General features: G+C 73.5%; 18 protein-coding genes and 1 pseudogene. 10 read left to right on the top strand and 9 right to left on the bottom strand.

Annotation, left to right across the window (positions count from 1 at the left end; translation table 11 throughout):
- Positions 1 to 127 precede the first annotated feature (127 nt).
- Complete coding sequence (locus EKH77_RS25130) at positions 128 to 994, top strand: phosphotransferase enzyme family protein (RefSeq protein ID WP_126916571.1); 867 nt, start codon at positions 128 to 130, stop codon at positions 992 to 994.
- Between the two features lie 26 nt (positions 995 to 1020).
- Here EKH77_RS25130 and EKH77_RS25125 read toward each other — a convergent pair whose 3' ends face one another.
- Complete coding sequence (locus tag EKH77_RS25125; RefSeq protein ID WP_206279918.1) at positions 1021 to 1959, bottom strand: zinc metalloprotease; 939 nt, start codon at positions 1957 to 1959, stop codon at positions 1021 to 1023.
- A gap of 187 nt (positions 1960 to 2146) precedes the next feature.
- On the opposite strand from EKH77_RS25125, the gene EKH77_RS25120 reads away from it, so the two are divergent.
- Positions 2147 to 2461: a hypothetical protein gene (locus tag EKH77_RS25120; protein ID WP_126916570.1), complete on the top strand. Its 315-nt coding sequence runs from the start codon at positions 2147 to 2149 to the stop codon at positions 2459 to 2461.
- Positions 2462 to 2486: 25 nt separating this feature from the next.
- On the opposite strand, the gene EKH77_RS25115 is transcribed toward EKH77_RS25120, so the two are convergent.
- The gene (locus tag EKH77_RS25115; RefSeq protein WP_126916569.1) at positions 2487 to 2810 is read right to left on the bottom strand and encodes a nuclear transport factor 2 family protein; all 324 of its coding nucleotides are present in this window, start codon (positions 2808 to 2810) and stop codon (positions 2487 to 2489) included.
- A 128-nt stretch (positions 2811 to 2938) separates the two neighbouring features.
- Here EKH77_RS25115 and EKH77_RS25110 point away from each other — a divergent pair, with 128 nt between their 5' ends.
- Both EKH77_RS25110 and EKH77_RS25105 read left to right on the top strand, forming a co-directional pair.
- Entirely contained in the window at positions 2939 to 3448 is a 510-nt protein-coding gene (locus tag EKH77_RS25110; protein WP_126916568.1) for a metallophosphoesterase family protein, read from the top strand.
- Positions 3449 to 3555: 107 nt separating this feature from the next.
- Positions 3556 to 3771 carry a hypothetical protein gene (locus EKH77_RS25105; RefSeq protein WP_126916567.1) on the top strand — a complete coding sequence of 72 codons (216 nt, stop codon included), beginning with the start codon at positions 3556 to 3558 and terminating at the stop codon, positions 3769 to 3771.
- Between the two features lie 39 nt (positions 3772 to 3810).
- On the opposite strand, the gene EKH77_RS25100 is transcribed toward EKH77_RS25105, so the two are convergent.
- The 3 genes from EKH77_RS25100 to EKH77_RS25090 all read right to left on the bottom strand — a co-directional run bounded on the left by EKH77_RS25100 (position 3811) and on the right by EKH77_RS25090 (position 6817).
- Positions 3811 to 4683, bottom strand: coding sequence for a DUF4190 domain-containing protein (locus EKH77_RS25100; RefSeq protein WP_126916566.1), 873 nt, complete (start codon positions 4681 to 4683; stop codon positions 3811 to 3813).
- Positions 4684 to 4753: 70 nt separating this feature from the next.
- Positions 4754 to 5473, bottom strand: coding sequence for an exonuclease domain-containing protein (locus tag EKH77_RS25095; RefSeq protein ID WP_126916565.1), 720 nt, complete (start codon positions 5471 to 5473; stop codon positions 4754 to 4756).
- A 93-nt stretch (positions 5474 to 5566) separates the two neighbouring features.
- Positions 5567 to 6817: an SAV2148 family HEPN domain-containing protein gene (locus tag EKH77_RS25090; protein ID WP_126916564.1), complete on the bottom strand. Its 1251-nt coding sequence runs from the start codon at positions 6815 to 6817 to the stop codon at positions 5567 to 5569.
- 284 nt (positions 6818 to 7101) lie between these two features.
- On the opposite strand from EKH77_RS25090, the gene glgX reads away from it, so the two are divergent.
- The 4 genes and pseudogenes from glgX (at position 7102) to EKH77_RS25070 (ending at position 13951) form a co-directional block, all read left to right on the top strand.
- Entirely contained in the window at positions 7102 to 9249 is a 2148-nt protein-coding gene (glgX, locus tag EKH77_RS25085) for a glycogen debranching protein GlgX (RefSeq protein WP_126916563.1), read from the top strand.
- A pseudogene (gene treY / locus EKH77_RS25080) lies at positions 9246 to 11579 on the top strand (malto-oligosyltrehalose synthase); the annotation flags it as partial. The gene glgX and the pseudogene treY, both read left to right, overlap by 4 nt.
- A gap of 256 nt (positions 11580 to 11835) precedes the next feature.
- A complete protein-coding gene (treZ, locus tag EKH77_RS25075) occupies positions 11836 to 13575 on the top strand; it encodes a malto-oligosyltrehalose trehalohydrolase (protein ID WP_126916562.1) in 1740 nt (579 codons plus the stop codon).
- 82 nt (positions 13576 to 13657) lie between these two features.
- The gene (locus EKH77_RS25070; protein ID WP_126916561.1) at positions 13658 to 13951 is read left to right on the top strand and encodes a hypothetical protein; all 294 of its coding nucleotides are present in this window, start codon (positions 13658 to 13660) and stop codon (positions 13949 to 13951) included.
- A gap of 9 nt (positions 13952 to 13960) precedes the next feature.
- Here the strand turns inward: EKH77_RS25070 and msrB are convergent, their stop codons facing one another.
- The 4 genes from msrB to EKH77_RS25050 form a co-directional block, all read right to left on the bottom strand.
- Positions 13961 to 14368 carry a peptide-methionine (R)-S-oxide reductase MsrB gene (gene msrB, locus EKH77_RS25065; protein WP_126916560.1) on the bottom strand — a complete coding sequence of 136 codons (408 nt, stop codon included), beginning with the start codon at positions 14366 to 14368 and terminating at the stop codon, positions 13961 to 13963.
- A gap of 26 nt (positions 14369 to 14394) precedes the next feature.
- The gene (murC, locus tag EKH77_RS25060) at positions 14395 to 15789 is read right to left on the bottom strand and encodes a UDP-N-acetylmuramate--L-alanine ligase (RefSeq protein WP_126916559.1); all 1395 of its coding nucleotides are present in this window, start codon (positions 15787 to 15789) and stop codon (positions 14395 to 14397) included.
- Positions 15790 to 15857: 68 nt separating this feature from the next.
- Positions 15858 to 16499 (bottom strand): response regulator, encoded by a 642-nt coding sequence (locus EKH77_RS25055; protein WP_126916558.1) that lies wholly within the window; start codon positions 16497 to 16499, stop codon positions 15858 to 15860.
- A complete protein-coding gene (locus EKH77_RS25050) occupies positions 16496 to 17713 on the bottom strand; it encodes a sensor histidine kinase (protein WP_126916557.1) in 1218 nt (405 codons plus the stop codon). Before EKH77_RS25050 ends, EKH77_RS25055 begins: the two co-directional genes overlap by 4 nt.
- A 174-nt stretch (positions 17714 to 17887) precedes the next feature.
- Between EKH77_RS25050 and EKH77_RS25045 the strand changes: the two genes are divergently transcribed.
- Both EKH77_RS25045 and EKH77_RS25040 read left to right on the top strand, forming a co-directional pair.
- Entirely contained in the window at positions 17888 to 18952 is a 1065-nt protein-coding gene (locus EKH77_RS25045) for an FtsX-like permease family protein (RefSeq protein WP_126916556.1), read from the top strand.
- A complete protein-coding gene (locus EKH77_RS25040) occupies positions 18949 to 19626 on the top strand; it encodes an ABC transporter ATP-binding protein (protein WP_126916555.1) in 678 nt (225 codons plus the stop codon). Before EKH77_RS25045 ends, EKH77_RS25040 begins: the two co-directional genes overlap by 4 nt.
- Positions 19627 to 19635: the final 9 nt, after the last annotated feature.

The following is a 19635-nucleotide window of genomic DNA, read 5'->3' as shown; positions in this document are numbered from 1 at the left end:
ACGGCGGCCGATGGGACGCGACCGTACCAGGGGTTACGTGATCGGCCGAACTCCGGCGTGTCCGGATACCGCCGTCCATGGGGGAGACTGGCGGCATCCTGGAGAGCGGAAAAGCGGAAGGAACGGCGTGGCATTCACCGAAGAACGGGCGCGGGAACTCCTCGCGGAGGCGGGCACCCCGCTCCCGGCGGCCGACGCCGAGCTATTGGCCCTCGGCGAGAACGCGGTGTTCGCCGCCGACGGTCTCGTCGCGAAGGTGGGCCGGGACGCGTCCCTCGTGGAGCGCGCCACCCGTGAGCTGCGGATCGCCGCCTGGCTCGCGGAGGCGGGCGTGCCGGCGGTGCGGGCCGCGGAGCCCGAGGTGCTGGTCGCCGACGGGCACCCCGTGACGCTCTGGCACCGGCTCCCGGCGGCGGAACGCCCTGCCGATCCCGCCGATCTGGCCGTGCTGCTCCGGCAGGTGCACACCCTCCCGGAGCCCGGGTTCGGGCTGCCGCGGCGCGATCTGCTGGGCGGTGTCGAACGGTGGCTGCGGCTGGCCGGGACGGCGATCGATCCGGCCGACGCCGACTATCTGCGCGAGCGCCGCGACGGGTTCGCCGCCGCGGCCGCCGCCCTCACCCCGCATCTCACACCGGGGGCGATCCACGGCGACGCCCTCCCCCGCAATGTCCACATCGGGCCCGACGGTCCCGTACTCGTCGACCTGGAGACGTTCGCCTCGGACCTGCGCGAGCACGATCTCGTGGTGATGGCCCTCAGCAAGGACCGGTACGGGCTGGACCCGGACGCCTATCACTCCTTCGCCCACGCCTACGGCTGGGACGTCCGGGAGTGGGAGGGCTGCGCCGTGCTGCGCGGGGCCCGGGAGACGGCCAGTTGCGCCTGGGTGGCGCAGCACGCGCCGGGCAATCCGGCCGCCCTCACGGAGTTCCGCCGCCGGGTCGCCTCCCTCCGCGAGAACGACCCGACGGTGCGCTGGTATCCCTTCTGACCGGCTGTCCCTTCTGACCGGCGCGGCTACGCGCTGAGGAACGAGGCGCGCGGGCCGTCGAGGGTGGCGTTCATGCGTGCCAGCTGGCCCTCCGTGAACATGAACATGGCCGCGTCGTCGACGTAGTCCATGTAGTTCATGAACATGTCGCCGTCGGGTGCGTTGTTGCACGTGACGCGGGGGAAGTTCGGCTTGCCGAAGTTGGGCCCGCCCTGGTTGGGGGTGTCGGCCACGAAGTCGGTGCCGTTGCAGGCCGTGCCGTCGTCGCCCCAGATGTGGAAGAGGTTCAGCCAGTGGCCCACTTCATGGGTCGCGGTGCGGCCCATGTCGAACGGTGCCGTCGCGGTCCCGCTGGTGCCGAACGCGGAGTGGAGGATGACCACGCCGTCGGTGGCGGCCGGTCCGCCCGGGAACTGTGCGTACCCGAGCAGCCCGCCGCCCAGTTCGCAGGACCACAGGTTGAGGTAGCGGTCGGTGGGCCAGGGGTCCTGGCCACCGGTCGCCGTCGACTTCACGGCGTCGTCGGTGCCGAAACTCGCTGTCGCGGTCTGGGTGCGGGTGATGCCGTTGGTCGGCGCCCCGGACGGGTCGGTGGTGGCCAGCTGGAACTCGATGTCGCAGTCGGCCGCCAGTGCCTGCCAGACGGCCGGGACGCCGGAGACGTCCGTATTGGTCTTGCGGTAGTCCCGGTTGAGGGCCTCGATCTGGCTGGCGACCTGCGCGTCGTCGATGTTCTGCGCGCCGTTCTGGTGCACGACGTGGACGACGACCTGGATGAGGGTCACTCCGGCACGCGTGGTCCGCTCGTGCCCCTTCTCGTAGGCGAAGGCCTTGTTCTCGAGGGCCGCACGCGCCCCCGCGTACGGAGCGTGTTCGGTGAGCAGTCTGCGGTGGACTTCCATGGTCCCGCACAGCAGGCTCTCGGGTGACCTCTCGGATGTGGCGTTCTGCCGGTTCTCGGGCATGCGGCACCTCCTCTGACCGCCGTCTGACGCGGCGAGTTACGGGAGAGAGTCGGGCCCGATGGCGTCTACGGTAGACCCGTAGAACGTGGAAAGAGATGGATATACCGGAATTCAATTCCAACCGTATGTCAACCTTCCGGATCCCGCCATTCAGGTGAATCCGGGCGATTACTGAGGTGTTTGAGGAATGAACGAGCCACCCCCGGCTCTCTTCCGGAGCTGGATCCACTCCCGCGAAGAGGACTCCGCCGACGTCTCCGTCTACCGGCCCGCCGACCATCCCTTCCCGCCCTCGCGAGGGCGGGAAGGGATGGAGTTCGCCGCCGACGGAACGTTCATCGACCACCCCATCGGGCGCGGTGACGCCCCCGACTCCGTGCCCGGCGTCTGGCAGACCAAGGACGGCGTCCGGCTGACGATCTCCTTCCCGACGGCCGGGCGGCCCGGACGGGAGCTGGAGATCGTCTCCTGCGACGAGAGCGCGCTCAGGGTACGGGGCTAGGGTCCAGGGCCTATGGGTCCAGGGTTTACGCCTGCCCGGTTTCGAAGCGGCTGACTTTTCCGTCGTCGACAGTGAAACGCCAGGCCGTGCGCATCTCGCCCCACGTGTCGTTGCGGTAGTTGGCGACCAGGCCGAGCCCGTCGAGCGTCTGCGTCTCGACGTCCATGTGGCCGCCCGAGGAGAAGATCTCGCGCTCGGTCCAGTCGGCGACGTCCCGGTCCGAGCCGTCGTCCGACATGGTGGCCCCGGGCGTGAGCGCGGCGGCGAAGGCAACACGGTCTCCGGCGTTGAGCGCGCCCACGAACGCGCGCACGGCCGGGTCGTTCAGCTTGTCGAGGGCGATGGTCACGGTCTCTCCAGGCGTATCCAGGCGTAGGGGGACGGGTCGGGAAGCGCTCTTCCCCTTGTCGGCATGGTCAGCACACCGCATACCGTCAGGTCCCGCCACCGCTGGGCGCCGGGGCTACAGTGCGGTTCATGCGGTTGCTCCTGACGTCCGACACCCACCTGCCCACCCGGGCCCGGAAGGTGCCGCCACCCCTTCTGGACGCCATGGACCGGGCCGACGTCGTCCTCCACGCCGGCGACTGGACCGACACCGCGACCCTGGAGCTGTTCACCGCCCGCGCCCGCCGTCTTGTCGCCGTCCACGGCAACAACGACGGCCCCGAGCTGCGCGCCCGGCTGCCCGAGATCGCCCACGCCGAGCTCGGCGGACTGCGCTTCACGATCGTCCACGAGACCGGCCCGGCCCTCGGCCGCGAGGAACGCTGCGCCGAACGCTTTCCGTCCACCGACGTGCTGGTCTTCGGCCACAGCCACATCCCCTGGGACACCACCGCCCCCGGCGGCCTGCGCCTGCTGAACCCCGGTTCGCCCACCGACCGGCGCCGTCAGCCCTATCGCACGTACATGACCGCTCGTGCGGACGGCGGCGAGCTCACCGAGGTGACGCTGCACCGGATCGAGGCGGCGGAGGCGAGGTAGGGACCGCGGTTTCGTCGGCCCCGCATGTGTGACCGGCTCGCGGGTACCCGGGGGGCCCGCCGCATCCACGTGGTGGGTGCGCGCTCACGACCACGGAGGTGGCCGATATGGCTCGGCAGCAGCCCAGGAAGACGTCCGGGCATCGCAAGGCCATTCCCCGGGACATGCAGGACCAGCAGGCGGGCGCCACGCCACGGCAGGGCCCGGCCGGCCCGGAGACCTCCCGCAGCCGGAAGGGCACCGAGAACGTCAAGAACTCCGGGGAGCGGACCGGCGGTACGGGCGGCTCCAGGGAACCGCGGCCGGACGAGCCCCCGGACTGAACACCGGGCTGAACACCGGCGCGGCCGGCGCCCGACCGCTCAGGAGGTGGGGCCGGACCAGTAGGCGTTCGCCCACCGCTTCGCGTCGGGGGTGAACTCGACCTCGGCCTTGCCGGCCGCGTCGGACGGCAGCGAGAAGGCGTACTTGCCGACGGCTTCCTTGCCGGGCAGGACGTAGCCGGTGAGGACCTTCTGGCGTCCGCTTCCGTCGATCACCAGCTCCGTGGAGGCCCCGTTGGCGTCGTTGACACTGGGCAGCCCCGACTCGACCGAGAGCCGCTCCGTGCCGGTGTTGACGACGGTGACCGTCACCTCGACGGCCTTGTTCCCCTCCGCGTGGCCGAACACGGGCTCGCGCGGGTCGAACGGCTGCGGCTTGGCCACCGTGACCTTCAGGCCGTTCTCGAACGTGTACGACTGACCGAACGACAGGTGCCTGGCCTTCTCCTCCGCCTTCTCCTTCTCTTCCTCCGCGGCGGCCTCCGCCTTCACCCGCGCGGCCTCCGCACGACCGTCGTCGGCGACCTCTTTCGCCACCACCACGAAGAACACGCCGACGCCGGCCGAGATCAGGAGACCGACCCCGCCCAGGACCACCCCGGCCAGTGCCATCGCCTTATTGGTCGCCAGCCCCCTACGCGCGTAGCTCAGTCCGACGAAGCCGAAGACCACGGCCAGCAGGGCCGGCAGCCAGGACAGCCAGAACAGGAGGACGGTCAGGCCGAGGACCACGCCGGTGAGGCCGAGGACCAGGGCCGTGATGCCCATGCCGTTGCGTGGCTGCGGCACGGGTATCGGGTACGGCGGCCAGTACGAGGGGGCGGGTCCCGCCGGGCGGGGGCCCCAGGGATCCTGGCCGGTCGGCGCCTGGCCCACAGGATTCTGGTCGCCAGGCGGAGTGGGCATGCTCATGCAAGATCCTTCAGGCAGGTCGAATCGGCGGATCAACGACATTACCAGCCGATTTTACCGTTTCCTTACCTCAGCGCAGCGGCCACGTTCCCTCCACCACCGCCTCCGGATTCCCCTGCCGTCGCAGCCACTTCTGATAGTCGGCCGCCCACTCCCCGTACCACCGCGTCTGGTCGCGGTGCAGCTCCCACAGGTCGGCCGCCGCGATGTGCGCGTACCGCTCGGCTATCGCGCGCGCCACGCGCACGGCCGCCAGGGCATCCGCACCCGCCTCGTGCGCCCCGTCGAGCACGACGCCGTACTCCCGGCAGGCGGCGGCCAGCGTGCGCCGGCCCTTGCGGTAGCGGTCGACGGCGCGGTCGATGGTGAGGGGGTCGACGACCGGGCCCACGGCCGTCGGCGCGCCCGCGCCGTCCTCGCCCAGCCGCTCGGTCAGCGAACGCAGGCCGTACCGCTCCAGCTCGGCCGAGAGCAGGCTCAGGTCGAAGGCGGCATTGTACGCGATGACCGGCACGCCCATCGACCAGTGACCGACAAGGGCGGTGGCCACCTCCTCCGCCACCTCGCGCGCGGGCCGCCCGCAGTCGGCGGCCTGCTCGGTCGTGATGCCGTGGATCGCCGTGGTCTCGGCCGGTATCGGCGTGCCCGGGTCGGCCAGCCAGCGCCGGCCCGCGACGACCTCGCCGCCCTTGGTCTCCACGACCGCCGCGGTGACGATCCGGGCCGTCGACGGGTCGGTGCCCGTCGTCTCCAGATCGAAGCCGACCAGACGCTCCTCGTGCCAGGCCATCGCGGTCCCCCCTGTCGGTTGTGCTTCCCCCGTCTGGTCCCCAGCGTCGCACGGCCCACTGACAACGGGCCGCGGCCCCGAAGGAGGAGTCCGCTAGGACACCGGCCGGGAGTCCTCCCACACGCCCTCGAACTCCTCGCGGTAGGTGTCGAAGAGCCCGCCGTCCGCGTCGGGGCGCCCCTCCCGGAGCACGCCCCGGCCGTGGCCGCCGCGCAGGACGAGCACGGGCGACTCCATGCCGCGCGCCTTGCGGAGATAGGACTGCACCACGGCGACCCCGTCCGAGCCGTCGCCGTTGACCAGGTAGGCGGTGAAGCGCGGGGTCTCGTCGAAGACGCGGATCTCGAAGGAGGAGGCGTCCCGGAGCGCGGCGCGCACCCGCCGCATGTGGAGGATGTTCATCTCCACGGACCGGCTCATCTCGCCCTTCTTGATCCCCAGTTCCCGCTCCCGGCGGCGCACGGCGCTGCTGGCGGGGTTGAGGAAGAGCAGCCGGGTGCGGCAGCCGGCCTCGGCGAGGCGGACCATGCGCCGTCCGGAGTAGTTCTGGACGAGCAGGTTCAGGCCGATGCCGACCGCGTCGAGGCGGCGGGCGCTGCTGAAGAGGTCCTCGACGGGCAGCTGGCGCTGGAGGCGCACCCGGTCGGGGTGGACGCCGACGACGTCGGCGTAGCGGTCGCCGACGAGGTCCTCGACGGCGTCTATGGGCAGCCGGTCGCCGGAGGACGCGCCCGCGCCGCTGCCGCTGCCGAGGATGTCCAGCAGCCGGGCCGAGGCGCGTTCGGCCTGGGCGAGGACGGTCTGGGAGAGCGCCCGGTTGCGGGAGACGACGTTGCGGGCCACCTCGAGCTCGTCCAGTACGAGTTCGAGCTCGCGCCGGTCGTCGAGGTAGGGCTCGAAGCACGGCCAGTGCTGGACGACCAGCTCGCGCAGCTGGGGCAGGGTGAGGAAGCTGAGGACGTTGTCGTCGGCCGGGTCGAGCAGATAGCCCTTGCGGCGGCTGACCTCGCGGACGGCGACGGCGCGCTGCACCCATTCCTGGCCGGCCGGGCCGGCTGCCGCGACGACCCATTCCTCGTCGCCGTGGACGGGCTCGTAGACCGGGCGCAGCACGGCGGCGACGACGGCGCGGAGCCGCTGCTCGACCAGGTTGAGCCATATGTAGGCACGCCCCGCCCGGCGGGCGCGTGTGCGCACCTCGCCCCAGGCGTCGGCGCCCCAGTCCAGTTCCGCCCCGATCTCCCTCGGGCGGGTCAGGGAGACCACGCCCGGAGGGGTGTCGGACGTGCCGTCCTCTTCCGGACAGCCGTCCCCAGGGGGCAGCTCCAGCCCGCCCGAGCTCACCAGCGCACCGCCTTCCGCCCCCGCTCCCAATGATCAAGGCAGACTACTGCGCGGGCGGGAGGGGGTGCACGCGCGTCCGTCGGGCCTTCGGCCAACTCTGCCGTCGGACGTGCCGGTTGTCCGATACCCGGGCAGCGGACGTGATCTGATTCATAGCCAGAAGTAGCCGGACGGGTGGCGGAAGGGTGGTGTCACCCGCTCGGCAGAGCCCTCGGGGCGGGCGGCGGACCGGCTTTTGCGGAAGATCTGCGGAAAGCGCGGCCGGGGGTGGAAGACTTCTGGGCATGCAGGTCTGGCCGGGACAGGCGTACCCCCTCGGTGCCACGTACGACGGCGCCGGGACCAATTTCGCGGTCTTCTCGGAGGCCGCCGAACGGATCGAGTTGTGCCTGTTGCACGGGGACGGCTCGGAGACGGCGGTGGAGCTGAAGGAGACCGACGCGTTCGTATGGCACGCGTATCTCCCGGGTGTGATGCCGGGTCAGCGGTACGGCTTCCGGGCGCACGGCCCGTACGAGCCGCGGCGCGGTCTGCGCTGCAACTCCGCCAAGCTGCTGCTCGACCCGTACGCGAAGGCCGTGAGCGGGGCGGTGGACTGGGGGGAGGCGGTCTACGGCTATCCCTTCGGGCGGCCGGAGAAGCGCAATGACATGGACTCGGCACCGCACATGATGACTTCGGTGGTGGTCAATCCGTACTTCGACTGGGGGGACGACCGGCCACCCCGGACGGAGTACCACCGCACGGTCATCTACGAGGCCCACGTCAAGGGCCTGACGATGTGCCACCCGGAGCTGCCGGAGGAGATCCGGGGGACGTACGCGGCTCTGGCGCATCCGGCGGTGATCGGGCATCTGAGGGAGCTGGGGGTCACGGCGATCGAATTGATGCCGGTCCATCAGTTCGTGCAGGACCACCGGCTGGTGGACGCGGGACTGGTCAACTACTGGGGCTACAACACCATCGGGTTCTTCGCGCCGCACAACGCGTACGCGTCGTGGGGCGACCGGGGTCAGCAGGTGCTGGAGTTCAAGACGGCGGTGCGGGCGCTGCACGCGGCGGGCATCGAGGTGATTCTCGATGTGGTGTACAACCACACGGCCGAGGGCAACCATCTGGGTCCGACGCTGTCGTTCCGGGGGCTGGACAACGCGTCGTACTACCGGCTGACCGATGATCCGCGCTACTACATGGACACCACCGGCACCGGCAATTCGCTGCTGATGCGGAGCCCGCACGTGCTGCAGCTCATCATGGACTCGCTGCGCTACTGGGTGACCGAGATGCGGGTGGACGGTTTCCGCTTCGATCTGGCGGCGACGCTGGCGCGGCAGTTCCACGAGGTGGACCGGCTGTCGTCGTTCTTCGACCTGGTGCAGCAGGATCCGGTGGTCAGTCAGGTGAAGCTGATCGCGGAGCCGTGGGACGTGGGCGAGGGCGGCTATCAGGTCGGCAACTTCCCGCCCCTGTGGACCGAGTGGAATGGAAAGTTCCGGGACACCGTGCGGGACCTGTGGCGGGGCGAGCCGGCCACCCTGGCGGAGTTCGGCTCCCGGCTGACCGGCTCCTCCGACCTCTACCAGGGCGACAGCAGGCGCCCGCTGGCCTCCGTCAACTTCGTCACCTGCCACGACGGCTTCACCCTCCACGACCTCGTCGCGTACAACGCCAAGCACAACGAGGCCAACGGCGAGGACAACCGGGACGGCGAGAGCCACAACCGCTCCTGGAACTGCGGCACGGAAGGGCCGACCGACGACCCGGGCATCCTCGCCCTGCGCGAGCGGCAGATGCGCAATTTCATCGCCACCCTGATGGTGTCGCAGGGCGTGCCGATGCTCAGCCACGGCGACGAGTTCGCCCGCACCCAGCACGGCAACAACAACGCCTACTGCCAGGACGGCGAGGTGTCCTGGGTGCGCTGGCCGCGCCGACCGGAGGGGGCGGAGGAGGACGTGGACGAGGAGACGGCACGGGCGCTGCGGATGCTGCGCTTCACCCGCTCGCTGGTCTGGCTCCGCCGCGACCACCCCGTCTTCCGCCGCAGGCGCTTCTTCCACGGGCGGCCGATGCAGGGCACCCACGACGAGCTTTCCGATATCTCCTGGTTCACCCCGGAAGGGGGGGAAATGCGGGATGGCGACTGGCAGGTAGCCCACGCCAGGTCCCTGACCGTCTTCCTCAACGGCAGCGCCATCTCCGAGCCCGGGCCCCGGGGCGAGCCGGTGACCGACGACTCCTTCCTGCTGATGTTCAACGCGCACGACCGGCCGCTGGACTTCACCGTCCCGGTCGACCACGGCGCGCAGTGGCAGGTCGTCGTCGACACGGCGCGCCCGGAGGGCGTGGCGGCGGACGGGCCGAAGGTGCGGGCGGGGGAACGGCTGACTCTTGTCGACCGCAGTCTGGCGGTGTTGCAGCGGCCGGGGTGAGCGCGATCCGGTCGCCTGCCGGCCGGTGGGGGTTGATCGCGCTCACGCGGCGGCAGCCGCAGGTCGACACAGCCCCGCGCCCCTTACGGGGCTCCGTGGTGGGTACGCATGTTCTTGTGAAGCCGCCTACCGCCACTTACCGGCTCCAGCTCCAGCCCGGCTTTCCCTTCGCGGCGGCCGAGCGGGTCGTGCCCCGCCTCGCCGGGCTCGGCGTGTCCCACCTGCACCTCTCCCCCCTCCTGGAGGCCGTCCCCGGCTCCACCCACGGTTACGACGTCGTCGACCACACGACGGTACGGGCGGAGCTGGGCGGCGAGGACGGGCTGCGCTCCCTGGCCCGTACCGCCCACGCGCACGGGCTGGGGCTGATCGCCGACATCGTGCCCAACCACATGGCCCTGCCCGCCGCCGGACGGCCGGGCGGCCCCCTGTGGCACGTGCTGCGCGACGGCCCGGCCTCCCCGTACGCCCGCTGGTTCGACGTCGACTGGGCCGAGCACGGTGGCAAGATCCTGCTGCCCGTGCTCGCCGGCCGGCTCGGCGACGAGCTGGACCGTTTCACCACCGCCGACGGCGTACTCCGCTACGGCGACCACGTCCTCCCCCTGCGGCCCGGCACCGAGCGTCTCCCGCTGCCCGAGCTGCTCGACGCCCAGTGGTACCGCCCCGCCTGGTGGCGGCTGGCCCGCACCGAGCTCAACTACCGGCGCTTCTTCACCGTCTCCGAGCTGATCGCGGTGCGCGTGGAGGAGCCCGAGGTCTTCGCCGCCACCCACGCCACGATCCTCCGCCTGCTGCGCGAAGGCGTCCTCGACGGGCTGCGCGTCGACCACCCGGACGGGCTCGCCGACCCGCCCGCGTATCTGCGGCGGCTGCACGAGGCCACCGGCGGGCGGTGGACGGTCGTGGAGAAGATCCTCGCCGGGGACGAACGGCTGCCCGCCGACTGGCCCGTCGCCGGCACCACCGGCTACGACGCCCTGCGCCGGCTCGACGGCCTGTTCACCGACCCCGCCGGGCTCGGCGAACTCACCGACGTCTACCTCGCCTTCACCGGCTGCCCGCCCGACCGGGGCGGCGACTGGCCCGCGACCGCGCGCCGCGCCGCCCACCGGGTCATCGGCCACGAGCTGGCCGCCGAGACCGAGCGGCTCGTCCGCACCGCCGTCCGCCTCTGCGAGACCTCCCACCGGCTGCGCGACCACGCCCCCTGGACGCTGCGCACCGCCCTGTGCGAGATCCTCGTCCGGCTGCCCGTCTACCGCCCGTACGTCACGGCGGGACGGCCCGCCGCGCCCACGGACGCCGCCCTGCTGGAGGAGGCCGCCCGGGGGGCCCGGACCGCCTTCGCCGTGCCCGAGGAGGCCCGGGCCGTCGAACTGATCCGCGACGCCGCCCTCGGCCGCCTCGGCGACGGCCCCGACCAGCGCGACTTCCGCGCCCGCTTCGCCCAGACGGCGTCGGCGCTGCGCGCCAAGTCCGTCGAGGACACCGCCTTCTACCGCTACGCGCCCCTGCTGTCGGCGACGGAGGTGGGCGGCACCCCCGACCGGCCGGCGGTCGCCCCGGAGGACTTCCACGCCTTCTGCGCCCGCGCGCAGCGCGACCGGCCCCACGGCGGGACCGTCCTGTCCACCCACGACACCAAGCGCAGCGCGGACGCGCGGGCGCGGATCGCCGCGCTGAGCGAGCACCCGGCGCGCTGGGCCCGGCTGATGGACCGGCTGTGGTCCGACTCCCCCGCCCCGGATCCCCACCTGGCGTGGACCGCCTGGCAGAACGCCTTCGCCCTCGGCGACCCCGACCCCGCCCGGCTCGTGCCCGCCGCCCTCAAGGGCGCCCGGGAGGCGGCGCTGCTGACGACGTGGACGGAACCGGACGCGGCGTACGAGGCGGCGGTGGCGGCCTTCGTCACCACCGGCCCCTGCGGGGCGGCGGGCCGGGAGGCCCTGGCCGCGTTCGAAGGCGAGGTCCTGGCCTCCATACGGGCCAACACCCTGGGGGCGGCGCTGCTCCACCTGACGATGCCGGGGGTGCCGGATGTGTACATGGGGACGGAGGGGCTGTACCGGGCGCTCGTCGACCCGGACAACCGGCCGGTCCCTCCCTTCCCCGACGGGACGGAGGACGGGCTCGCCGGCGAGAAGCTCCGGCTGACGCGGTCGGCGCTGCGGCTGCGGCGCGAGCGGCCGGAGTGGTTCGGGGAGGGGGGCTCGTATGTGCCGCAGTACGCGTCCGGACCAGCGGCGGAGCATGTCGTCGCTTTCACGCGGGCGGCGCGAGTCGTCACCGTGGTGTGCCGGCTGGCGGGACGGCTGGCGGAAGCGGGTGGCTGGCGGGGGACGGCCCTGGAGCTGCCCGGGGACGGGACATGGCGGGATCTGCTGGGGGCGGGGAATGGCGGGGGCGGGTGGCGGTTGCGGAGCTGCTGGGGGCGGCGCCGGTGGCGCTACTGGTTTCCGGCCCCTGACCCACCCTTTCACCGTTTCTTTCGAGGGCTCCGCCCCCGAGCCCCCGGTCCTCAAACGCCGGACGGGCTGATCGCAGCCCGTCCGGGGAAAAACTCCCTCGTCGAGAGGAGCCGTCGTGCTGTTCGAGGTGTGGGCACCGCAGGCCCGGCACGTCGCCCTGGAGGCGGACGGCCGGACGTACGCCATGGAGGCCGACCCGGCCCGGCCCGGCTGGTGGCGGGGCGAAGCCCCCGCCCGGCACGGCACCCGCTACGGCTTCGCCCTCGACGGCGGCCCGGCCCGGCCCGATCCGCGCTCGCGCCGGCAGCCGGACGGGCCGGACGGGCCCAGCGCCGTCGTCGACTTCGGCCGCTTCGCCTGGCGGCATCCGTGGCCCGGCCGGGGGCTGCCCGGCGCGGTCCTCTACGAGCTGCACACCGGCACGTTCACCCCCGAGGGCACCTTCGACGCGGCGGCCGGGCGACTGCCCCACCTCGCGGAGCTGGGCGTCACGCACGTGGAGCTGATGCCCGTCTGCCCCTTCCCGGGCCGGCACGGCTGGGGGTACGACGGGGTGGCGCCCTGGGCCGTGCACGAGCCCTACGGCGGCCCGGACGGGCTGCGGCGGTTCGTGGACGCCGCGCACGCCCTCGGCCTGGGCGTCGTCCTCGACGTCGTCCACAACCACCTGGGCCCCTCCGGCAACCACCTGCCCGCGTACGGCCCGTACTTCACCGACACCCACCACACCCCCTGGGGCGCGGCCGTCAACCTCGACGCGCCCGGATCACCGGAGGTGCGGGCGTACCTCATCGGCAGCGCCCTGGCCTGGCTGCGGGACTACCGGCTCGACGGGCTGCGGCTGGACGCCGTGCACGCGCTCGCCGACACCGGGCCCCGGCACTTCCTCGCCGACCTGTCCGCCGCCGTCGACGCGCTGGCCGGACGGCTGGGCAGACCGCTGTTCCTCATCGCCGAGTCCGACCTCAACGACCCGGCCACCACCACCCCGCGCGAGGCGGGCGGCCACGGCCTCCACGCCCAGTGGAACGACGACTTCCATCACGCCCTGCACACCGCCCTGACCGGCGAGTCCCAGGGCTACTACGCGGACTTCGCCGCCGACCCGGCCCACGCCCTCGCCAAGACCCTGCGCGGCGGCTTCTTCCACGACGGCACGCCCTCCGCCTTCCGCGCCCGCCGCCACGGCCGGCCCCTGGACCCGGCCGCCACCCCCGCCCACCGGCTCCTCGGCTACGCCCAGACCCACGACCAGGTCGGCAACCGGGCGCTCGGCGACCGCCTCTCCGCCCGGCTCTCCCCGGGCCTGCTGGCCTGCGCGGCCGCGCTCGTCCTGTGCGCGCCCTTCACCCCCATGCTGTTCATGGGCGAGGAGTGGGGCGCCCGGACGCCCTGGCAGTACTTCACCGACCACCCGGACCCGGCCCTGGCGGAGGCCGTGCGCACCGGCCGCCGCCGGGAGTTCGAGGCGCACGGCTGGCCCGCCGAGGAGATCCCCGACCCCCAGGACCCGGCGACCCGCGACCGCTCCTGCCTGGACTGGACGGAACCCGGCCGCCCCCCGCACGCCCGGCTCCTCGCCTGGTACCGGAACCTGATCGCCCTGCGCCGCGCCGAGCCCGCCCTGACGGATCCGCGCTGGCGGTACGAGGCGCTGTCCGTCACCGCCGAGGGCCTCGTCTCCTTCCGGCGGGGCCCCCTGCACATCGCGGTCAACCTCGCCGCCCGCCCGGCCGCCCTGCGCCCGGCGGGCCCGGTGACGGAGGCCGTCGCGGCGTGGCGCCCGGTGGGCCTGCCGGACGGCCCCGACGGCGTGCTGCGGCTGCCGCCGGAGACGGCGGCGGTGCTGCGCTGAACCGGCCCGCGCGTTTGCGCCCCTCCGCGCGGCGGGCCGACCCTGGAAGTGACGCAACCGCGCAGGTGAAGGAGTGAGGGCCATGCGCATGCTCTTGCGGGCCCGGATGGACACCCACACGTCGAACGCGGGGGTCAAGGACGGCAGCCTGCCCAGGCTGATGGAGAAGATCGTGGAGGAGCTCAAGCCCGAAGCCGCCTACTTCGCGCCCCTGGACGGCGGCCGGTCCTGTCTCATGGTCTTCGACATGCAGGACTCCTCGCAGATCGTCGGGATCGGCGAGAAGCTCTTCCAGGAAGCGGACGCCGAGGTCGAGCTGAACCCGGTGATGAACCTGGACGACCTGAAGAAGGGCCTCGCGGATTTCACCGGGTGAGCGCTCCGCTCAGCCCTCGGCCGGGCGCAGCCGCAGAGAGATGGAGTTGATGCAGTACCGCTGGTCGGTGGGCGTGGGGTAGCCCTCACCCTCGAAGACGTGGCCCAGGTGGGAGCCGCAGCGGGCGCAGCGGACCTCGGTGCGGACCATTCCGTGGGAGCGGTCGTCCAGGAGCTCGACGGCGTCGGAGTCCTTCGGGTCGAAGAAGCTGGGCCAGCCGCAGTGGCTCTCGAACTTCTCCGTGGAGCGGAACAGCTCCGCGCCGCAGGCCCGGCAGGCGTAGACGCCCTCCGTCTTGGTGTCGGTGTACTCACCGCGGAAGGCGGGCTCGGTGCCCGCCCGGCGGAGTACCTGGTACTCCGCCGGCGTCAGCTCCGCGCGCCACTGCTCGTCCGTCTTCTCGACCTCGTACGCCATGCCGTACGCCCTCCGCGGTGTGTCGGTCAGTTCTCCAGGCGGGCCAGGATCTTCGGACCGAGGTCCGTGACGTCTCCCGCGCCCATCGTCAGAACGAGATCACCGGGGCGTGCCATTCCCGCGATCACGTCCGGGATCGCGGCCATGTCGTGCTCGGCGCGGACGTCGGCGCCGGCCTTCTCGGCCGCGTCGATGATCAGGGCGCTGGTGATGCCCGGGATCGGGTCCTCACGGGCCGGGTAGATGTCGAGGACCACGGAGGCGTCGGCCAGGGTCAGGGACTGGCCCATCTCCGTGCCGAGCTCCTGGGTGCGGCTGAAGAGGTGCGGCTGGAAGACGACCAGGACGCGGGAGCCGGCCGCCGCGCCGCGGATGGCCTCCAGGTCGGCGGTCATCTCGGTGGGGTGGTGGGCGTAGGAGTCGATGACCTGGACGCCGTTCGCCTCGCCCTTGAGCTGGAGGCGGCGGCCCACGCCGGTGAACTTGCCGAGCGCGGAGGCGAGGTTGTGCGCCGGGATGCCGAGGGCCACGCCCGCGGCGAGGGCGGCGACGGCGTTGTGCGCGTAGTGGCTGCCGGGCACGGAGACGGCGAAGGTGAGCATCTTGCCGTTCAGCAGGATGGTGACCTCGCTGGACAGGCCGCGCGGGGTGACCTTCAGGACGCGCACGTCGGCGTCCTCGGCCGCGCCGTAGGTGACGATCTCGATGTCGTGGCGGCCGGAGACGCGCTCGGTGAGCTCGCGGGCGCCCGCCTGATCGGCGGAGACGACCAGCGTGCCGCCGGGGCGGACGCGGCCGACGAACGTCTCGAAGGACTCGTAGATCTCGTCCATCGACGCGTAGTTCGCGTGGTGGTCCAGCTCCACGTTGAGGATGATCGCGACCTCGGGCGCGTACTTGTGGAAGCTGCGGTCGCTCTCGTCGGCCTCGGCGACGAAGATGTCGCCGGAGCCGTGGAGGGCGTTGGTGCCGGGGCCGTTCAGGTCGCCGCCGATGGCGTACGACGGGCTCAGGCCGAGGGCGTCCAGGGAGACGGCGAGCATCGACGTCGTCGTCGTCTTGCCGTGGGTGCCGGCGACGGCGATCGGGCGCAGCCCGTCCATCAGCCGGGCCAGCGCGTCCGAGCGGTGGACGACGGGCACGCCGCGCTCGGCGGCCGCGGCCAGCTCGGGGTTGTCGGCGCGGATGGCGCTGGAGACGACGACGCAGGTGGCGTCGGCGGCCAGGTGCTCCGCGGCGTGGCCGATATGGACCGTGACGCCCAGGGCGCGCAGGGCCTCGGCGGTGGCCGACTCCTTCGCGTCGCTGCCGGCGACGGCCGCGCCGCGCTGGGCGAGGATCTTCGCGATGCCCGACATGCCGGCGCCGCCGATGCCGATGAAGTGCGGTCGGTCCATCGTCGTGGGGACGGCCGGTGCCATGTGCGGTGCTCCCTGGTGTTCGGTGCCGGTGTAGCTACAGGATTCTTGCACCCTGGCCGACCGCCCCGTCACACCGCCCGGATCAGCCCCGCCGCCAGGCCCGCCGCGACCGCCGCCGTGCGGCTGTCGACGCCGAGCTTGTCGTAGATGTGCACGAGGTGGGTCTTGACCGTCGCCTCGCTGATGAAGAGCCGCTTGGAGATCTGCCGGTTGGCCAGGCCCTCGGCCACCAGTCCCAGGATCTCCGTCTCGCGCGGCGACAGCGCCGGCCGGCCTCCTGCCCGTACCCGGCCGAGCAGGCGGGCGGCGACGGGCGGGGCGAGGACGGTCTCGCCGCGCGCGGCGGCGTGGACGGCGGCCGCGACCTCCTCGGGCGGGGCGTCCTTGAGGAGGTAGCCGGTGGCTCCGGCCTCGACGGCGGCCAGGATGTCGGCGTCGGTGCTGTAGGTGGTGAGGATCAGCACGGCGGGCGGCCGGGGGCGCGCGGTGATGCGCCGGGTGGCCTCGACGCCGTGCATGCCGGTGCCCATCTGGAGGTCCATGAGCACGACGTCGGGCCGGACGCCCTCGTCCAGCAGCCGCAGCGCCTCGGCGCCGTCGGCGGCCTCGCCCACGGCCGTCACGTCGGGCAGGTCGTCGACCATGGCGCGCAGCCCGCGCCGGACGACGGGGTGGTCGTCGACGAGGAGGACCCCGATGCCTGCGCTCATGCCGCCGCCTCCACGGCGCGGAGGACCGTCGGCACCGTCGCCGCGATCGCCGTGCCCTCGCCGGGGGCGGACTCGACGGTGAAGGTGCCGCCGAGGCCGGCGATGCGCTCGCGCATGCCGTGGAGGCCGAAGGTGCGGCGGCCGTCGGCCGGGCCGTGGCCGGGGGTGAAGCCGACGCCGTCGTCGTAGATGTCGAGGGCGACCTGCCCGTCGAGGAAGGCGAGGGTGACGGCCGTGTGCTCGGCCCGCGCGTGGCGGGCCACGTTGGCGAGGGCCTCCTGGGTCAGGCGCAGCAGGGCCACCTCGGTCTCCACGGGCAGCGGGCAGGGCTCGCCGTCGAGGCGGAAGACGGCCCCGGGGACGGTGCGCGCGGTCACCCGGCGCAGCGCCTCGGGCAGGGGCGCGTCCTCCAGGGCGGGCGGGGTGAGGGCCTGGACGAAGCGGCGGGCCTCGGCGAGGTTGTCGGCGGCGGTCAGCCCGATCTCGCGGACCCGTTCCCGGGCCGTCTCCCGCTCGGCGGTCTCGGCGGCGCGGGCGAGCAGGACGATGCTGGACAGGCCCTGGGCGAGGGTGTCGTGGATCTCGCGGGCGAGGCGCTGACGCTCGGCGAGGCGGCCCGCCTCGCGCTGGGCGGCGGCGAGCTCGTCGCGGGTGCGCACGAGGTCGTCGATCAGCCGCTGGCGGCGCCGGCCCTCGCGGTGGAGGGCGGCGTAGCCGTAGGCGGTGAGGATCGCGACGGCGGCCCCGGAGGCGGGGCCGATCACCTTCGCGACGGTGAGCCCGCCGGGCGCGGTGGCCTGGGCGGCGACGACGGCCGCCGTGGCGGCGGCGACGGCGGGGTGCGCCCAGCGGACGGGGAGGGCGCGCAGGAAGAGGAAGAACAGGGGGAACGCGACATAGCTGAAGCCGCGGTCCAGGGCGAGGAGCGCCAGCCACAGGGCCGTGACGGCGGAGAGCCAGAGTCCGGGGCGGCGGGCGGGCCGGACGGTCCCGGCCGCGTACACGGCGGCGAGCAGCGCGCCCAGCGGCAGCACGGCCAGGGGTCCCGCCGACGGCCGTCCGGCCACGGTGGGGGCCAGGGCGACGGCGAGCAGCGCGTAGAAGGCGCCGTGGAAGGCGAGGCGGACCAGGCGCAGCGGGGGCACGTCGGAGGCCTCGCGTCCGCGCGGGAGCGCGGCGGGCGCGCCGGGGTCGGAGGGACTCGTTCGGCTCATCCCACCGAGCGTACGGGCCCTCGCCGGGAGCTCCGGAACCGGCTGCCATCAACCGTTCGATTGATTTCCGGGTGCATCGGACGGACGGTCCGGGGGCCGTCCCGGGGCCCGATGGCGGAACGGGCCCGGGGCGGCAGCCTGGAGGGGTCCCGATCCGGCACCGGAAGGAATCCCTTGTTCGTCGCGCTCCGCGACATCCGTTTCGCCCGGGGGCGCTTCGCCCTCATGGGGACGGTCGTCGCGCTCATCACCACGCTCGTGGTCTTCCTCTACGGGCTGACCGACGGCCTGGCCCGGGAGGCGTCGTCGGCCGTGGCGGGGCTGCCGGCGGGCCGCGTGGTCTTCGGTGCCCCGGCGGGGGCCGCGCCGGAGGTGTCGTTCTCCAACAGCACCGTCGACGAGCGGCAGACCGAGGCCTGGCGCCGGGCGCCCGGGGTGCGGTCCGCGGAGCCGTTCGGCGTGGCGATGACCCGGCTGACGGCGGGCGGCTCTGCGGAGTCGGTGAGCGTGTTCGGCGGCCCGGAGCGGCTGGCGCCCACCCCCGAGGAGGGGACCGCCCCCGGCGACGGGCAGGCGGCCGTGAGCCGGCGGATCGCCCGGGAGCACGGGCTGCGGCCCGGCGACCGGATCGCCCTCGGCACCCGGGAGCTGACCGTCTCCGGCGTCACGCCCGACCGCGGCCACGGCCACGCGCCGACCGTGTGGACGACGCTCGCCACCTGGCGCGACGTGAGCCACCTGGCGCGGCCGACCGCGCTGGCCGTGACCGGTTCCGGCGCGCCCTCGGGGGACGCCGCCCGCACCACGAAGGCCGTCGCCCTCGACGACGCGCTGGACGGCATCGACGGCTACGCCGCCGAGCACGGCACGCTCCGGATGGTCCAGGGCTTCCTGTTCGTGGTGAGCGCGCTCGTGGTGGGGGCCTTCTTCACCGTGTGGACGGTGCAGCGGCGGCCCGACGTGGCGGTGCTCAAGGCCGTGGGCGCGAGCAGCGGCTATCTGGTGCGGGACGCGCTGGGGCAGGCGGCGGTGGTGCTGGCCGCCGGCGCGGCCGTGGGCGCCGGGGCCGGTGCGGCGGGCGGGGCGCTGGCGTCGGCGGTGGTGCCGTTCGAGCTGAGCGCGGCGGCGGTGGCCGTCCCGGTGGCCGCCATGGTCCTGCTGGGGCTGGCCGGCTCCGCGCTGGCCGTCGCCCGCATCACGTCCGTCGACCCGCTGACCGCGCTGGGAGCCACCCGATGACCGCCCCTTCCCTCTCTCTCCAGGACGCCGTCCTCACCTACCCCGACGGCGACCACACCCTCACCGCCCTGGACCGGGTCTCCCTGGACGTGGCGCCCGGCGAGCTGGTGGCCGTGGTGGGGCCGTCGGGCTCGGGCAAGTCCAGCCTGCTGGCGGTCGCGGCTACCCTGCGCCGCCCCGACACGGGGCGCGTGGTGGTGGCGGGGCGAGACACCGGGGCGATGGGCGCCAAGGAGCGCACCGCGCTGCGGCGGGAACGGATCGGCATCGTCTTCCAGCAGCCGAACCTGCTGCCGTCGCTGACGGCCGAGGAGCAGGTGCTGGCGGTCGCGCACCTGCGCGGCGCGTCCGTCCGGGCGGCCCGGGCGCGGGCGGCGGAGCTGCTGGAGTCCGTCGGGCTGGACGCGGCGAAGCGGCGGCGCCGTCCCCATCAGCTGTCCGGGGGCGAGCGGCAGCGCGTGAACATCGCCCGCGCGCTGTTCGGCGGCCCCGCCGTGCTGCTGGTGGACGAGCCGACGTCGGCTCTGGACCACGAGCGCGGCGAGCGGGTCGTCGAACTGCTGGCCGAGGTCACCCGCCGGCACCGCACGGCGACGGTGCTGGTCACCCACGACCGGGGGCTGCTCGGCCGGGCGGACCGGGTGCTGACGATGCGCGACGGCAGGCTGGGCTGACGGGGCGCG

It is taken from the genome of Streptomyces luteoverticillatus (assembly GCF_003970715.1).
GTDB lineage: Bacteria > Actinomycetota > Actinomycetes > Streptomycetales > Streptomycetaceae > Streptomyces > Streptomyces abikoensis.
The sequence above is the reverse complement of the archived record's forward strand: the minus strand, read 5'-3'. Positions and strand labels throughout refer to the sequence as shown.

Bases quoted from the DNA above. Each gene is read 5' to 3' on its own strand.
- EKH77_RS25125 (WP_206279918.1), bottom strand. From the start codon at position 1,959: ATGCCCGAGAACCGGCAGAACGCCACATCCGAGAGGTCACCCGAGAGC.
- EKH77_RS25120 (WP_126916570.1), top strand. From the start codon at position 2,147: ATGAACGAGCCACCCCCGGCTCTCTTCCGGAGCTGGATCCACTCCCGC.
- EKH77_RS25110 (WP_126916568.1), top strand. From the start codon at position 2,939: ATGCGGTTGCTCCTGACGTCCGACACCCACCTGCCCACCCGGGCCCGG.
- EKH77_RS25105 (WP_126916567.1), top strand. From the start codon at position 3,556: ATGGCTCGGCAGCAGCCCAGGAAGACGTCCGGGCATCGCAAGGCCATT.
- EKH77_RS25100 (WP_126916566.1), bottom strand. From the start codon at position 4,683: ATGAGCATGCCCACTCCGCCTGGCGACCAGAATCCTGTGGGCCAGGCG.
- EKH77_RS25095 (WP_126916565.1), bottom strand. From the start codon at position 5,473: ATGGCCTGGCACGAGGAGCGTCTGGTCGGCTTCGATCTGGAGACGACG.
- glgX (WP_126916563.1), top strand. From the start codon at position 7,102: ATGCAGGTCTGGCCGGGACAGGCGTACCCCCTCGGTGCCACGTACGAC.
- EKH77_RS25070 (WP_126916561.1), top strand. From the start codon at position 13,658: ATGCGCATGCTCTTGCGGGCCCGGATGGACACCCACACGTCGAACGCG.
- msrB (WP_126916560.1), bottom strand. From the start codon at position 14,368: ATGGCGTACGAGGTCGAGAAGACGGACGAGCAGTGGCGCGCGGAGCTG.
- murC (WP_126916559.1), bottom strand. From the start codon at position 15,789: ATGGCACCGGCCGTCCCCACGACGATGGACCGACCGCACTTCATCGGC.
- EKH77_RS25055 (WP_126916558.1), bottom strand. From the start codon at position 16,499: ATGAGCGCAGGCATCGGGGTCCTCCTCGTCGACGACCACCCCGTCGTC.
- EKH77_RS25050 (WP_126916557.1), bottom strand. From the start codon at position 17,713: ATGAGCCGAACGAGTCCCTCCGACCCCGGCGCGCCCGCCGCGCTCCCG.
- EKH77_RS25040 (WP_126916555.1), top strand. From the start codon at position 18,949: ATGACCGCCCCTTCCCTCTCTCTCCAGGACGCCGTCCTCACCTACCCC.